This is a genomic window from Brachybacterium sp. JB7 (genome assembly GCF_003335205.1).
GTDB lineage: Bacteria > Actinomycetota > Actinomycetes > Actinomycetales > Dermabacteraceae > Brachybacterium > Brachybacterium alimentarium.
Genome location: NZ_QPGN01000015.1, coordinates 37193 through 52187, shown reverse-complemented (window position 1 = coordinate 52187; position 14995 = coordinate 37193). Strand labels below are relative to the sequence as shown.

The 14995-nt window shown below is 69.2% G+C and carries 17 protein-coding genes and 1 pseudogene; 16 read left to right on the top strand and 2 right to left on the bottom strand.

Annotated features, from left to right (window positions below):
• Window positions 1–265: 265 nt before the first annotated feature.
• Complete coding sequence (locus tag CIK81_RS14535) at window positions 266–1420, bottom strand: NAD(P)/FAD-dependent oxidoreductase (protein WP_096165989.1); 1155 nt, start codon at window positions 1418–1420, stop codon at window positions 266–268.
• A gap of 47 nt (window positions 1421–1467) precedes the next feature.
• On the opposite strand from CIK81_RS14535, the gene CIK81_RS14530 reads away from it, so the two are divergent.
• The 8 genes from CIK81_RS14530 (at window position 1468) to CIK81_RS14495 (ending at window position 9771) form a co-directional block, all read left to right on the top strand.
• A complete protein-coding gene (locus CIK81_RS14530; protein WP_096165988.1) occupies window positions 1468–2043 on the top strand; it encodes a helix-turn-helix domain-containing protein in 576 nt (191 codons plus the stop codon).
• A gap of 152 nt (window positions 2044–2195) precedes the next feature.
• A complete protein-coding gene (locus CIK81_RS14525) occupies window positions 2196–3209 on the top strand; it encodes a LacI family DNA-binding transcriptional regulator (protein ID WP_241964193.1) in 1014 nt (337 codons plus the stop codon).
• Window positions 3210–3334: 125 nt separating this feature from the next.
• Entirely contained in the window at window positions 3335–4219 is an 885-nt protein-coding gene (locus CIK81_RS14520; RefSeq protein ID WP_176485641.1) for a sugar ABC transporter permease, read from the top strand.
• The gene (locus CIK81_RS14515; RefSeq protein ID WP_114355839.1) at window positions 4219–5160 is read left to right on the top strand and encodes a carbohydrate ABC transporter permease; all 942 of its coding nucleotides are present in this window, start codon (window positions 4219–4221) and stop codon (window positions 5158–5160) included. The genes CIK81_RS14520 and CIK81_RS14515 overlap by 1 nt, the downstream gene beginning before the upstream one ends.
• Before the next feature lie 72 nt (window positions 5161–5232).
• Window positions 5233–6819, top strand: coding sequence for an extracellular solute-binding protein (locus CIK81_RS14510; RefSeq protein WP_096196373.1), 1587 nt, complete (start codon window positions 5233–5235; stop codon window positions 6817–6819).
• An 88-nt stretch (window positions 6820–6907) separates the two neighbouring features.
• Entirely contained in the window at window positions 6908–8329 is a 1422-nt protein-coding gene (locus CIK81_RS14505; RefSeq protein WP_114355838.1) for a glycoside hydrolase family 32 protein, read from the top strand.
• Window positions 8326–9276, top strand: coding sequence for a carbohydrate kinase (locus tag CIK81_RS14500; RefSeq protein WP_158542056.1), 951 nt, complete (start codon window positions 8326–8328; stop codon window positions 9274–9276). The genes CIK81_RS14505 and CIK81_RS14500 overlap by 4 nt, the downstream gene beginning before the upstream one ends.
• A gap of 234 nt (window positions 9277–9510) precedes the next feature.
• Window positions 9511–9771, top strand: a complete 261-nt coding sequence (locus CIK81_RS14495; RefSeq protein WP_114355837.1) for a type B 50S ribosomal protein L31 — start codon at window positions 9511–9513, stop codon at window positions 9769–9771.
• A 53-nt stretch (window positions 9772–9824) separates the two neighbouring features.
• Here the strand turns inward: CIK81_RS14495 and CIK81_RS14490 are convergent, their stop codons facing one another.
• A complete protein-coding gene (locus tag CIK81_RS14490) occupies window positions 9825–10946 on the bottom strand; it encodes a GTP-binding protein (protein ID WP_241964192.1) in 1122 nt (373 codons plus the stop codon).
• A 58-nt stretch (window positions 10947–11004) separates the two neighbouring features.
• Here CIK81_RS14490 and rpmB point away from each other — a divergent pair, with 58 nt between their 5' ends.
• The 8 genes and pseudogenes from rpmB (at window position 11005) to CIK81_RS14450 (ending at window position 14989) form a co-directional block, all read left to right on the top strand.
• Window positions 11005–11241: a 50S ribosomal protein L28 gene (rpmB, locus tag CIK81_RS14485; RefSeq protein WP_096196370.1), complete on the top strand. Its 237-nt coding sequence runs from the start codon at window positions 11005–11007 to the stop codon at window positions 11239–11241.
• 14 nt (window positions 11242–11255) lie between these two features.
• A complete protein-coding gene (gene rpmG, locus CIK81_RS14480) occupies window positions 11256–11423 on the top strand; it encodes a 50S ribosomal protein L33 (RefSeq protein ID WP_096165980.1) in 168 nt (55 codons plus the stop codon).
• Entirely contained in the window at window positions 11423–11728 is a 306-nt protein-coding gene (gene rpsN / locus CIK81_RS14475) for a 30S ribosomal protein S14 (protein ID WP_096165979.1), read from the top strand. Before rpmG ends, rpsN begins: the two co-directional genes overlap by 1 nt.
• Window positions 11729–11798: 70 nt before the next feature.
• Window positions 11799–12035: pseudogene (locus CIK81_RS14470) on the top strand (type B 50S ribosomal protein L31); the annotation flags it as partial.
• 104 nt (window positions 12036–12139) lie between these two features.
• Complete coding sequence (gene ykgO / locus CIK81_RS14465) at window positions 12140–12265, top strand: type B 50S ribosomal protein L36 (protein ID WP_096165977.1); 126 nt, start codon at window positions 12140–12142, stop codon at window positions 12263–12265.
• 192 nt (window positions 12266–12457) lie between these two features.
• The gene (locus tag CIK81_RS14460) at window positions 12458–14056 is read left to right on the top strand and encodes an FAD-dependent monooxygenase (protein WP_114311351.1); all 1599 of its coding nucleotides are present in this window, start codon (window positions 12458–12460) and stop codon (window positions 14054–14056) included.
• 73 nt (window positions 14057–14129) lie between these two features.
• Window positions 14130–14588, top strand: coding sequence for a MazG nucleotide pyrophosphohydrolase domain-containing protein (locus tag CIK81_RS14455; protein ID WP_114307507.1), 459 nt, complete (start codon window positions 14130–14132; stop codon window positions 14586–14588).
• Window positions 14585–14989 carry an NUDIX domain-containing protein gene (locus CIK81_RS14450; protein ID WP_114355836.1) on the top strand — a complete coding sequence of 135 codons (405 nt, stop codon included), beginning with the start codon at window positions 14585–14587 and terminating at the stop codon, window positions 14987–14989. The genes CIK81_RS14455 and CIK81_RS14450 overlap by 4 nt, the downstream gene beginning before the upstream one ends.
• Window positions 14990–14995: the final 6 nt, after the last annotated feature.

The window sequence follows — 14995 nt, the reverse complement described above, 5'->3', positions numbered from 1 at the left end:
GTCTGGAGAGCTCGCCTCACGGCGACATCGCCGGACAGCCCTCAGCGCGACGGCGCGCACACCAGTGCCTCAGTGCCTCAGTGCCTCAGTGCCTCAGTGCCTCAGTGCCTCAGTGCCTCAGTGCATCAGCACGTGACCACCTCGAGCCGTGCAGCACACGCCTCTTCGCGCGTCGAAGAGCGTGTGCTGCACGGCTCGATCGTTGCGTGCCCCAGCTGCCCGACCGCGACCGAAGGTCGGGGCAGTGCCGTTCCGACGACGCGGGTCAGGCTGCCGCGTGCTCGCGGGCAGCGGCCACGGCCCTGTCCGCATCGGCCACGACGAGCATGCCGTTGATATGCGCGCCGGCGAGCGCTCCTCCCGCCGCGGCGGCTCCCACCTGAGCACCGGGGTCGGTGGCATTGCCCGCGACCCACACTCCGGGCACTTCGGTCGCCCCGGCCATGCCGCTGGAGATCTTCTCCCCCATTCCTCCGGGGACCTCCTCGGTCGCGAGACCGAGACCATCGACCCCGTCCAGGCGAGGCCCCATCACGGTCGCGACCACGAGCACGCTGCGCGGCACGACCTCTCCCCCGACCAGACGCACGCCGGAGATTCCGCCGGCTCCATCGCCGACGACCTCCTCGAGGCCGGTCTCGACGATCCGGACGCCGAGCGCGGCGCATCGCTCCCGGGAGGCCTGGTCGACCTCGACCCCGTCGGCGACGAACACGATGATGTCGTCGCTGAGCTGACGGAACATGAGCACCTGGTGGAACGAGGCCGGGCGCGTGGCGATCACGCCGATCGCCTGATCGCGCACCTCCCAGCCGTGGCAGTACGGGCAGTGGACGACGCCGTGACCCCAGTGCTCGGCGAGGCCCGGCACGGCGGGCAGCTCGTCGCGCAGACCGGTGGCGACCAACACGCGGCGGGCCGCGAGTCGGCGACCGTCCACGAGATCCACGGTGAAGCGCAGGTCCCCGTCGGCGGACCGGCCCGCAGGGCGAGCCTCGGCGACTGCGCCGGAGATGATCACGCCCCCGTAGTGGCGCACCTCCTCGCGACCGCGCGCGAGGAACTCGGCGGGCGGGGTGCCCTCATTGCCGAGCAGGCCGTGGATCCCGTCGGCCGGAGCATTGCGGGGATCCCCGCTGTCGATCACGACGACCCAACGGCGGGAGCGGGCGAGCATGAGTGCGCCGTTCAAGCCTGCGGCGCCGCCGCCGATCACGACGACGTCGATGAGACCGTCGGGCAACGGATCCGACTCGTGCGCCGGGCCGGCGGCAGCCGCAGCGGCGAACGCCGAGGCAGCACGCGACCCGGCGACGTCGGCCGGCACGGAAGCGGGAGCGGTACCGGAAGCGGTACCGGAAGCGGAAGCGGAGATGGACGCAGAAGCAGGGGTGGACACGGAAGCAGTCGGTGATGTCATGTCCTCGACGCTAGACACGGTTGCCTGCAATGCATAGCCTCTTGCTCATGACGCAAGAACTTGGGGATGTCGACAGCCTCGTTCGGCAAAGACTCCGTGCCCTGCGCCTCGCCCAGGGCCTGTCCCTCGGCGACCTCGCCGAGCGCACCCATCTCAGCCCCTCCTCGCTCTCGCGGATCGAGAACGGACAGCGCCGCCTGGCGCTGGATCAGCTGGTGCTCCTCGCCCGGGGCCTGGACACGAGCCTGGACGAGCTGGTCGAGGTGCAGGAGGACGAGGTCGTCTCCAATGCGATGGTGGATCGCGGCGCCGACTCCCTGCACTGGCAGGTGCGCCGCTCCCCCGGCACCATAGTCCTGCGTCGCCGCGTGACCGGACCGCCGCCTCCGCCGGATCGGACCCGCGCCCACCCCGGCCAGGAGTGGCTCGTGGTGCTCTCGGGCACGCTCACACTGCTGCTGGGCGATCGACGCTACCGGATCGAGACGAACCAGAGCGCCGAGTTCGACACGATGCTCCCCCATGCCTTCGGCGCGGAGGGCGGCCCGGTCGACGTACTGATGATGGTCGACCGCGAGGCGCGGCGAAGCCATCGTGGGGACGACGAGGCGGCGGACGGCTGAGCCCGACGCCTGCTTGACACAGGGATCCACGGCGGTGCACTATCTCCGTCATACGAATAACGTCCTGTCCGCCGAACCCGCGCAGCATCGCGCGATCCACCGCGACAGGGCCCCACCCCAGCCCACTCGCCTGACTGACCCGAGGAGGACGCATGGCGCACCGCCCCACGATGCACGACGTCGCGGCGAGCGCTGACGTCTCCCAGGCCGTCGTGTCGATCGTGCTCAGCGGGTCCTATGCGGGCCGCGCCTCGGAGACCACCGCCCAGCGGGTGCGGGATGCCGCCTCGGAGCTCGGCTATCGACCCAACCTCCAGGCCAAGAGCCTGAAGACCGGCCGCACGGAGATCATCGGGCTGGTCGGCGACGAGGTCGCGACCTCCCCGTTCTCGGGCATGATGATCAAGGGAGCCCAGGACCGCGCCTGGCAGGAGCACCACACCCTGATGACGGTGGACACCGGCGGCGATGACGCCCTCGAGCGCGCCGCCGTCGAGACGATGCTCTCCCACCAGGTGCACGGCATCCTCTACACCGCGATGTTCCATCGAGAGGTGAAGATCCCGCGAGCTGCCCTCGACACCCGTGTCGTCTGCCTGAACGCCCGGGACGTCGAAGGTCGCGCCCCCAGCGTCGTCCCGGACGAGGTCACCGGCGGGTACGAGGCTACCCGCGCCCTCCTCGATGCCGGCCACACCCGCATCGCGATGATCAACATCCACTCCACGATCCCCGCCGCCGTCGGCCGCCTCGAGGGGTATCGCCGCGCCCTGTCCGAAGCCGGCCTCCCACGCGACCCCGCTCTCGTGCGCCCCGGGGACGGGACCCATCGCTCAGGGGTCGACGCTGTCGAGGATCTCCTGGCCCTCCCCTCTCCCCCGACGGCGATCTTCTGCGGGACCGACCGCACCGCCCTCGGCGCCTATCAGGCCCTCTCCGCGAAAGGCCTGGAGATCCCGGGTGACATCTCCATCGTCGGCTTCGACGACCAGGACGTGCTGCGCGACTTCTTCCAGCCGCCGCTGACCACGGTGCAGCTGCCCTTCGCGGAGATGGGCGATCGAGCAGCCGCCCTCGTGCTCGATGCCTCCGCGCCCGCCGAGGTCCACCTGATCCACTGCCCGGTCATCCACCGAGAATCCGTTGGCCCCCCGAAAGGACGATGATGTCGCATTCGCTCACCGCCACCGACGTCGGAACTGCCTCGACGACCGATGCCGAACCCGAGGAGACTCCGGCCTCGCCGCCTGAATCTCCCCCTCGGCGCGCGAGAAGACGCCTGCCCCTCCGCATGCTTCACGCCTGGCAGTTATACGTATTACTCGCTCCGGCGCTCGTCTACCTCATCGTCTTCAAGTACTGGCCGATGTACGGGGCCCAGATCGCGTTCCGCGATTACAACCCGGTCGACGGCTTCTTCTGGAGCCGCTGGGTGGGACTGGACCACTTCGTCGCCTTCGTGACCTCGTTCCAGTTCGAGCGCCTCGTCGCGAACACACTGACGATCAACACCGTCGGCCTGCTGGTGGCGTTCCCTGTCCCCATCATCCTCGCGCTGATCGTGAACCAGCTGCCCAGTGAGCGGTTCAAGCGGATGACGCAGACCGTCCTCTACGCGCCGTCGTTCATCTCCGTCGTGGTCATCGTAGGCATGATCCACCTGCTGTTCTCCCCCAGCTCCGGCATGGTGAACCACGCGATCTCGCTGCTGGGCGGCGAGCCGATCTTCTTCATGGGCACCCCCGAATGGTTCCGCCCCCTCTACATCGGGTCGGACATCTGGCAGAACGCCGGCTTCTCGATGATCATCTACCTCGCGGCACTGACGGCCATCGACCCGTCGCTGCACGAGGCCGCACGGATGGACGGCGCGAATCGCTTCCAGCGGATCCGACACATCGACATCCCCGGCATCCTGCCGGTGATCACGATCCTGTTCATCCTCGCCGTCGGGAACATCTTCAACCTCGGGTTCGAAAAGGTCTATCTGATGCAGACGGACCTCAACCTCCCCACCTCCGAGGTCATCAACACCTACGTATACAAGACCGGTCTGCAGAACGCCCAGTTCAGCTACTCAGCGGCCATCGGGCTCTTCAACTCGGTCCTCAACCTCCTGCTTCTCCTGACCTTCAACTGGGTCGCGAAGAAGGCCAACCAATCGAGTCTGTGGTGATGAGCATGTCGAGCGCACTGTCCCCTGCGAAGAACTCCCTGCGTCAGGAACCCTTCCATCGCCGCATGGCCGACCCGCTGTTCGGGATCGTCACCTATGGCCTGATCGCCGTCGCGATCATCGTGATCGTCTATCCGCTCTACTTCATCGTGATCGCCTCGATCTCCGACCCGAACCTCGTGCAGCAGGGAAAGGTCGTCCTCTTCCCTCGAGGGGTCACGTTCGACGGATACGCGACGATCTTCGGCACCTCGACGATCGTGCGCGGCTTCGCGAACTCCGTGCTGTACACCGTGGTGGGCACCACGCTCAGCGTCACGATGATCATGACCGGCGCCTATGCCCTGAGCAGGAAGGACATGCCCGGGCGCAACCTGTTCATGATCCTGTTCGTCATCACGATGTTCTTCGACGGAGGCATGATCGCCCGCTACCTCGTGGTGAAGGAGCTCGGCATGCTCAACTCCATGTGGGCCGTGGTGCTGCCCGGCGCCGTCGGAGTCTGGAACCTGATCATCGCCCGCACGTTCCTCGAACAGAACCTCTCCTCCGAGCTGCGAGAAGCCGCACAGCTCGACGGGGCCTCCGATTTCCGCTTCTTCTTCGGAATCGCCATCCCGCTGTCGAAACCGCTCATCGTGCTGATGGTGATGATCCATCTCGTGGCGAACTGGAACGCATTCTTCGACGCGATGATCTATCTGAACGATGAATCGAAGTATCCGCTCCAGCTCATCCTGCGGAACGTCCTCATCCAATCCCAGGCCTCCGCCTCCGGGATGGACATGGCGTCGATGGACAGCACGGCGGCGGCGCAGAAGATGGGCGAGCTGCTCAAGTACTCGATGATCGTCGTCTCCACGATCCCGCTGCTGATCGCCTTCCCGTTCCTCCAGCGCCACTTCATCAAGGGCGCCACCCTCGGCGCGCTCAAGAGCTGACCCGCAGGTCCGCCCACCGTCCGGATCCTCGGATCCCCCCTCCCTGCATCACCGATACGAAGGAGTACCGCCATGCTCTCCCGCCGTCGTTTCACCCTGTCCGCCACCGCCCTCGGCGTCACCATGCTGGGCATCACGGGCTGTTCCCGCCCCTCGGAGCGCACCACCGAGGACCTCTCCGCCGACGTCGGCCTGACCGACTCGGGCCAACCGATCGTGACCGAGGAGCTGACGCTCACCTTCGGCGGCGCGAAGTCAGCCCTCGCGCCGGAGTTCGAGACCATGGAGCTGGTCAAGACCTGGCAGGAGGACTCCGGGATCGAGATCGTCTGGAACAACGAGCCCGACGAGGTCTGGGGCGAGAAGAAGAACCTCCTGCTGGCCGGCGGCGATCTGCCCGACGCCCTGTTCACCTCCGGGCTCTCCGATGCCGAGGTCGCCAAGTACGGCGCCAACGGGACCCTGATCGCCCTGGAGGACCTGATCGAGGAGAACGCCCCCACCCTCACCGCGATCCTGGACGAGCGCCCGGACATCAAGGCCGCGATCACCGCATCCGACGGGCACATCTACACGCTCCCCTCCGTGGAGGAGATGGGACTCGTCGAGTTCCCCCGCATGCTCTTCCTCAACACCGACTGGCTGGAGGAGCTCGGGTTGGAGATGCCCACGACGGTCGAGGAGTACCACGACGTGCTGCTCGCCTTCAAGGAGGACATCCCCGGCGGGGTCCTCCCGCTCTCGTTCATGGATGCCGGCGACATCTCCGACCTGATCGCCGCGATCGGCGGGCAGCCCGACAACCACGATCACCGCATCGTGGAGGACGGTGAGGTCGTCTTCACGGCGAACACCGAGGGCTTCCGCGACGCGATCGCCGAGCTGCACAGCTGGTACACGGAGGGGCTCATCGACCAGGAGTCCTTCTCGCAGGACTACGTCAAGTTCGTCTCCAAGGGGAAGTCGGACCCGGAGACCCTCGGATCCTTCTTCTTCTGGGAGATCCCGGAGGTCGTCGGCCCCGAGCGTGCGGACCACTACGCGGTCGTGCCGATCTTCCCGGGCCCTGACGGCGTCCAGCGCGCCTGCGTCGCCAACAACCAGGAGATCAACCGCGGCGCCTTCGCGATCACCCACACCAACGAGTACGCCGCCGCGACCATGCGATGGGCCGACATGCTCTTCGAACCGGCCATGAGCGCGCAGGCGAACTGGGGCCCGATCGGCGTCTCGCAGGAGCTGAACGCCGACGGCCTGCTCGAGCAGATCCCGGTCGGCGAGGGCGAGACCGAGCAGGAGCGACGCGTCAAGGTCTCCCCCGGCGGCCCGAAGATCGTCACCGCTGACGACTTCGAGACGGTCGTGCTGCCCGAGCCACGTGCCGCGGAGCGCCAGGCCCAGATCGCAGAGTTCTACGAGCCCCATCGTGCCAACGAGAAGTACCCTCCGGTCATGCTCTCGGTGGACGAGCTGAACACCGTCAGCACCATCGAAGCGGACATCACGACCCTGGTCACCGAGAAGATCGCGACCTGGATCGTCAAGGGCGGCATCGAGCAGGAATGGGACGGATACGTCTCGCAGCTGGAGTCCATCGGGCTGAGCGAAGTCCTCGCGGCCTACCAGGCCGCCTACGACCGGTTCGCCGAGCACACCTGACCGGGCCCGCCCACCACGCCTGACCAAGCCCGACCTGCACGGCCTTCATCGCCGATGCCCCACCATCGACACCATCGACAGAGAGACCATGAGCACCACTGCACAGATCCTGCCCTCGGCGGATCGATACCGTCCCCGATTCCACTTCACGCCGTCGTCGACCTGGATGAACGACCCCAATGGGCTCATCCGGCACAACGGCCGGTGGCATCTCTTCTTCCAGAACAACCCCCTGGGCAGCACGCACGACAACCTGTCCTGGGGCCACGCCGTCTCCGACGACCTCGCGACGTGGGAGGAGCTGCCCGTCGCCCTGGAGTTCGCCGAGGACGAGATGGTGTTCTCCGGGAGCATCGTCCATGACGCGCAGAACGTCTCCGGCCTCGCGCCGGAGGGTGGGGCCGGGCCGCTCGTGGCCTTCTACACGAGCGCCTACGGCCCGCAGCACCCCACGCACCCAGGTATCCAGGCCCAGTCGATCGCCTACTCCACGGACGACGGCCTCACGTGGACCCGCTATCCGGGCAATCCCGTCCTCGACAGAGGGTCCCAGAACTTCCGCGATCCCAAGGTCTCCTTCCATCCCGAGACCGGGACCTGGATCATGCTCACTGTCGAGGCGCTCGATCACAGCGTGCTCGTCCACACCTCTTCCGACCTCCTGACCTGGGAGCACGCCTCGACGTTCGTCGATCCCGCGATCGACGGCGGGATCTGGGAGTGCCCGGACCTCCTGCGCGTCCCGGTCCAGGACGCTTCCGGCGTCCACGCCGGGGAGGCCTGGGTGCTCATCCTCAGCACGAACCCCGGCGGTCCGGCCGGCGGCTCGGGCACCTATGCGCTGGTCGGCGACTTCGACGGCCGGAGCTTCACGGCGCTGGGCGCCCCGGAACCCCTCGATCTCGGGCCGGATTGCTACGCCGCCGTCTCGTTCTCGGGCGTCACCGGCGAACCGCTCATGATCGGTTGGATGAACAACTGGGACTACGTGATGGAGACGCCCACGGCCCCGTGGCGCTCCTCGATGACGCTGCCGCGTCGGATCCGACTTGCTGCCGAGGCAGGCGACGTTCCGCGCCTCCGGCAGCAGTGCGTGATGCCCCCGGTCCCCGCGACCCGGCGCATCGACGTGACGGCGCAGCGCGCGCAGCTCGCCACGCTGCCTGCCGATGAGCCGTTCCGACTGCACGGGACGCTGGCCGTGGACTCTCCGCTGACGCTGCGCCTCCGCTTCGGCGAGGGCTCCGACGCCGGCGAGCTCGTCATCGAGGTCGACGACCGCGGGCGCGTGACCATGGACCGCTCGGCCGCTCATGAGCGCGAGTTCGCTCCCCGGTACTCACGGACCGCGCCCTACCAGACCGCTGCCGGGTCCGAGCGGATCGACGTCGACCTCCTCGTCGACCGATCGACCGCGGAGCTCCTTCTCGACGAGGGCCGTGCCGTGATGTCCATGCAGATCTTCCCGGAGCCCGGGCCCGTCACCGTGCTGTCCGAGCCCGCCTCGTGAGCAGGCCCGCCGTCCACGTCATCGGCGAGGCGCTGATCGACGTCGTGGTCAGGGCCGATGGCGTCGAGCGGGTCCGTCCCGGCGGCAGCCCCGCCAATGTCGCGGTCGGTCTGGCGCGACTCGGAGTGCCCGCCGACCTGCTCTGCCGCATCGGTGCGGATGCCTACGGCGACCTCCTGCGCGCCCATCTCGAGCAGGCGGGCGTCGGGCTGCCCGACGGCGGCTCACCGGCGCCGGCCCACACGTCGACGGCCGTCGCGACCCTCGGGGCCGACGGCTCGGCGAGCTACCGCTTCGACATCGACTGGGACCCTGGGACGATCGCGGTGCCCACTGCGCGGATTCTCCACACCGGGTCCCTCGCGACGGTCCTGGAGCCCGGCGCGACCGCCGTCGCGAACGCCCTGTCGGCCGCCGATCCCGCGACCCTCGTGTCGGTCGACCCGAACGTCCGCCCAACGGTCGGCGTCCCCCAGGTGGAGGTCCGCTCGCGCACGGAGCGTTTGGCCGGCCGCGCTCATCTGCTCAAGATGAGCGACGAGGACCTCGACTGGCTGTATCCGGGAGCGGCGCCGGAGGAGGTCGCGGCGAGGATGCACGAGCTGGGAGTGCGACTGTTCGTGGTCACGCTCGGGGCTCAGGGCTGTTTCCTCAGCACGTCGGAGTGGTCCTGCCGGATACCCGCCGAGGCGGCGACGCTGGTGGACACCATCGGTGCCGGGGACGCCTTCATGTCGGGCTTGCTGTACGCGGTGATCGCGGACGACGGCGACCAGACCGTTCGCACCGGCGTACTGCAGCGGGAGCAGGTGGAGAACTGGGCGCACACCGCGCAGCGCAGCGCCGCGCTCACGCTGGGGCGGGACGGCGCAGAGCCTCCCCTGCTCGCGGAGCTGCACGCGAGGGAGCTGGTCAGCCAGTCAGCCCGTGAGCCGGTGAGCCGGTGAGCCGGTGAGCCGGTGAGCCGGTGAGCCGGTGAGGCAGTGAACAGTCGGCGGCCGAGCAGTCGACCTGTCAGGCCGGAAGGCTCGTCTCTGACCGGCGCGGAACTCTGACCAGGGCGGAATACATCGACCCCGGAGGTCGTTGACCTCTCTCGTCACCGCATCCCGGCACGCGGCCGGGTCGACAGGCACCGCGCCCCACCTCGGGCACGGCGGCCAGCAGGCGAGGAGTGCACCATGAAGAAGAACATCCATCCCGAGTACCGCCCCGTCGTATTCCGCGACGCGAGCGCCGGCCAGTCGTTCCTGACCAACTCCACCTGCACCTCGTCCACCACGATGAACTGGGAGGACGGCAAGGAGTACCCGGTGATCGATGTCGACGTCTCCTCCGCCTCCCATCCCTTCCACACGGGACGCGCCGCTGTGCGCGACGCTGCCGGTCGGGTCGCGAGGTTCCGTCAGCGTTACGTCCGCGCCGGAGTTCTGACCGCCTGAGCTGCACCGTTCGTCTGCCGTGCTCGTTCTCGGCGACCGCTGCGCCGCGTCCGTCAGACGTTCGCGTCGCGGGCACCGAGCCACGGGGCGAGGTGATCCTCGGCCCCGAGCCAGGGTGAGAGCCCGGCAGCCCATTCCCGCGAGGTGAGCAGGCTGCGCCCGAAGGCGTCGCGCACGCGCGGCCCGTCGGCCGGCTCGACCCCGGTGACCACGAGCCGAGTGGTGGGCAGGTCCAGGCCCGCCTTCCAGACGGCTCCGATCGAGACCTGGCCGCCGGCGCCGTCCCACTGGCAGATGCTGTCGGGGCGGTCCGGGACCCAGAACCGGCCGCGCGCCCGCAGCCGACCGCCACCCAGCGCCTCGATGTTCTCGAGCAGACGCTCGGGATGGAACGGCCGGGCCGAGGTCAGGTCGAGGGTCCAGGTGCCGTGCGCCGTCGGCCCGCCGTAGGGCTCGACGTACCGCATGTCGCGTCGGCGCAGCGCGTGCAGATGGTCGAGCTGCCCGCCCAGCACGTGGCCGATCTCGACGTCGTGAGGCCCCTCGCTCAGCCGCTGCTCCGGGGCGCGCAGATGCTCCAGCAGCTCTCCGCCGGCCGAGTCGATCCCGCCCTCGGCGACGACCAGGTCGGAGTACTCGAGCTGGGCGGCGAGCGCCTCCCCCACGCTCCGCGCATCTCCATCGGCCCACTGCAGGTCCCGCTCGGCGAGCGTGTCGGCTCCGAGCAGGTCATGGACGGCGGTCCCGGTCGCGAGCACCGCCACGGCGCTCGCGAGATGCCATGTCTCCTGATGGGGCCGGAGGGTCCCGGCGACGACCGAGGGGTCGGCGCTGATCGGCGGGGCGAGCAGGACGGCCGCGGTGCGCGGGTCGTGGGCGAGCCGGTCGAGGGTCGGCACGGCGTCCTCCCGCATGGCGCAGGAGACGCACGGGTGGTCGAGAGTGACGGCGTCGTCCTCGAGCACGCCGTCGACCGAGAGGAGCAGGCGGCGCAGAGCGGAGGAGTCAGCGGTCACCTCGTAGCGGAGCTCGACAGCCCCCTCGACATCGAGCAGCAGGCTCGCCACCAGGGAGTCCCTGAGCACCGGATCGATGGCCGTGACCACGGAGACAGGCAGGGAATTCCCGCCGTTCCGGGATCGTTGAAAGTGATCGAACGCGTGGACATCGGGCACGCCGACACCACCTCTCCTGCTTGACGATAATGATTCTCAGTAAGTAGTATCATCGACCATGTCGTCACGCTGTCAAGTCACCGGAGCCGCACCGAGCTTCGGGAAGTCCATCTCCCACTCGCATCGACGCACCTCGCGCCGCTTCGACCCCAACATCCAGCGCAAGCGGTTCTACGTCCCCTCGCTGGGGCGCACCGTCCGGCTCCGGGTCTCCGCCCGCGGCCTGCGCACCATCGACCGTCGTGGGATCGAGGCCGTCGTGGCCGAGATCCGCGCTCGCGGCGAGAAGATCTGAAAGGAATCCCCACCATGGCCTCCAAGAACGACGTGCGCGGCACGATCAAGCTGCGCTCCACCGCCGGAACCGGCTACACGTACATGACCAGCAAGAACCGACGGAACACCCCGGACCGTCTGACCGCCCGCAAGTTCGACCCGCGAGCACGGGCCGTCGTCGAGTTCCGCGAGGAGCGCTGATGGCGAAGACCTCGAAGATCGCGGCCGATCGCCGCCGACGCGAGACCGTCGCCCGGTATGCCGAGCAGCGCGCGATCCTCAAGCGCACTCTCAAGGACCCCGCCTCGACGCTCGCCGAGAAGGTCCAGGCGCAGCGTTCGCTGCAGCGCCTGCCGCGGGACGCGAGCCCCACCCGGCTGCGCAACCGCGACGCGATCGACGGCAGGCCCCGCGGCCACCTGCGCACCTTCGGCCTGTCGCGGGTCCGCTTCCGGGCCGCCGCCCACCGCGGCGAACTGCCCGGCATCACGAAATCCAGCTGGTGACCCCGGCGCTTCGGCGCCGCACCCAGCACCACCCTCGATCCGGTGAGAGATCACCTGGAGAGGACATCCCATGAAGCCGACCATCCACCCCGACTACCAGAGCGTCGTCTTCCGCGACGCGAGCGCGGACTTCTCCTTCCTCACCCGCTCCACCCGCACCTCCGACAAGACGGTGACCTGGGAGGACGGCCACGACTATCCGGTGATCGACGTCGAGGTCTCCTCGGCCTCGCATCCGTTCTACACGGGGAAGGCGACGGTGCTGGACACCGCCGGCCGCGTGGAGAGGTTCCGTCGCCGGTACGGGCAGAGTGCACGAGCCGGAGCCACGACCGCCCCCGCGTCGCAGCCCGATGCGACCGCCGACGCTGCCTCCGAGAGCGCCGCCGGTCCCGACGAGGCGGGGACGCGATGAAGGTCCGCTCCTCGCTGCGATCGCTGGCCCGCATGCCGGGCGCCCAGGTGGTGCGGCGGCGCGGACGGATCTACGTGATCAACAAGAAGAATCCGCGCTTCACCGGCCGACAGAAGGGCTGACGCCCGCGGCGGCCCGGCCGCCCCATCCCGTCATCACCTCCGAGCCGTGCGAAGTCTGCCCTCCCGGGCAGGAATCGCACGGCTCGGAGGTGCGCTCCGGAACCGGTGCCCGCAGGAGCAGCGGACCCTCGGACACGGGACTACGGTGGCACCAGGCCCTGATCCGGAATCGCCGCGCAGAGAGTTGCCGCCATGACACGCACCGAGGACGCCGCTCCGCTCGAGACCGAGGTGCTGGTCGTCGGCGCCGGTCCCACCGGGCTGATGGCCGCCCTCGTGCTCGCCCGACGAGGTGTCCGGGCGCTCGTGATCGACTCGAAGGAGGGCCCGACCCGTGAGTCGCGTGCCCTCGTGGTCCACGCGCGCAGCATGGAGATCTACGACCAGCTGGGCCTCACGCAGCAGGTCCTCGACGGCGCCGTGCCCGGGACAGGGATCCAGATCCGCGGAGATCGGAGGGAGTTCGGGGCGATTCACGAAAAGTCCGGGGCGACCGAGGCAGAGCCCGGTTCGACGAGGCGGGCGAGCCGGATCAATATCGACCAGGCGCAGGAGGGCTGGACGCCGTTCCCCGGGGTGCAGATCTTCGAGCAGTCCCGCAACGAGGAGCTGCTGGCGCGCACGCTCGCGACCGAGGGGCATCCGGTGCTGTGGCAGCACGGCCTGGAGTCGCTGGTCTCAGACGCCGACTCTCCGGACGCCGGAGTGGAAGCCGTGGTCACCGGGCCGGACGGTCCGCTGCGGATCCGCGCCCGCTGGTGCATCGGCGCCGACGGAGCCGGCTCCGCCGTGCGCCATCAGCTGTCCCTGCCGTTCGAGGGAGTCACCGACGATGCGACATTCTGCGTGGCCGACGTCCATGGCGTGACCGGCCTGCCGGAGAACCTGCTCGTCGCCCAGTTCGGGAACGAGAAGTTCGCGATCCTGTTCCCGCTGGGCCCCGGCGGCCACAAGCGCCTGATCTGGCTGCACGGCGAGGAGCATCCCGACCAGGAGACGGCCCTCACCGAGGCGCGCACGGACCTCGGCATCGACTACGACTCGGTCGACTGGTTCTCCGCCTACCGCGTGCACCATCGCATCGCCTCCACGTTCCACCAGGGGGCCGTGTTCCTCGCCGGCGACGCCGCGCACGTGCACTCCCCGCTCGGCGGGCAGGGCATGAACACGGGCCTGCAGGACGCCCACCACCTGGCGCATCTGCTGGCCGACGTCCTCTCCGGGCATCGCTCCGAGTCAGCGCTGGCCCGGTACGAGCTCGAGCGCCGGCCGGTGGCGCTCACCTTGATCGAGTGGACCGACCAGGCCTTCGGCATGATCGCCCGTCCCGGTCGCGGGACGGCGTTCCTGCGCCGACGGGCCCGGGACGTGATGGCCGTCCTCGCACCGCGCCTGCTCTCCACACGCCTGGGGCCCTATGTCGGCGGACTGCTCGGGCAGTACCGGATCCGCTACCACGCGGTGCCCAAGGGCGAGCAGCCACCACGATGGGCGGCCGATCCGGCCGTCGGCCTGCGTCTGCCCCCGACCAGGGAGAACGCCGAAGGTCTGCGCGCGATGAGCTGGCAGCTGCACACCTACGGCACGGACGCCGACAGGCCGGTCGCCGTGCCGGACTGGGTCGAGGGGCCGTTCGCCTTCTCCCCCGACCCGTGGGGCCGACTGCGCCGGGACCGCCTGTACCTGGTGCGGCCCGACGGGTTCGTCGCCGCATCGTTCCCGCTGCACGCCGGAGCGGCAGCGGTGCACGAGGTGCGCGAAGCGCTGCATGCGCACGACGTCGTCGGCTGACGTGGGGTCGCCCGATGCCGACCCGGCCCCGGAGCAGCCGCGGCGGATGCGACAGCGCACGTAAGGTGCCGGGATGGACCTCCACGACATCTCCGCCCGGATCGAGAAGCTCTCCGCCCAGTACGCCGAGGTCTACGGCATCGAGCGGTCGGCCGAGTGGGCGCTGCTCAAGCTCGCCGAGGAGGTCGGAGAACTCGCCCAGGCGCACTTGACCGCGACGGGACAGAGCCGCGATCGCGGGCTCGACGCCGATGCCCAGCAGCAGGTGCTGGCCGACGAGCTGGGAGACGTGCTCGGCATGTGCCTGGTCTACGCGCAGCAGATGGGCATCGACCCCGTCGACGCCGTCACCACGAAGTGGTTCCAGCACGAGCGATCGCAGTCGATCGCAGCAGGAACCGAAGCAGAAGCTGCGACAGAATCTGACGCAGACACCGACGCAGGAGCTGGAGCTGGAGCTGGGGCAGCTGCCGGCGCCGGTCCTGGGACAGGAGCCGGGCGCTCGGCACGTACCCGGGGCGCTGACGCATGAGCCTCGGCGTCTCGGTCAAGGCCGTACTGCAGGACGACGCCGGCCGGGTGCTGCTCGGCCGCAATCCGCGCGACGAATGGGAGCTCCTCGGCGGGCGCCCCGATCCTGAGGACTCCACGCCCCAGGACACGCTGCGTCGTGAGCTGCTCGAGGAGGCCGGGATCGCGATCGACGTCGGCCCGATCCTGGACTCCTGGATCTACGATCTCGGCGACCTGGGGCGAGTCTGCATCGTCACCTACTGCGCGACTCCCGCGAACGGTGCTCGCCTGCAGGTCAGCGACGAGCACTCCGATCTGCGGTGGTTCACGGCCGACGAGGCTCTCGCAGCGCGGATGCCGCAGGGCTACACGGACAGCATCCGGGCGGCGGAGGCCCTCGCCTCCCCTCCGGCCGGCTGAGCTCCC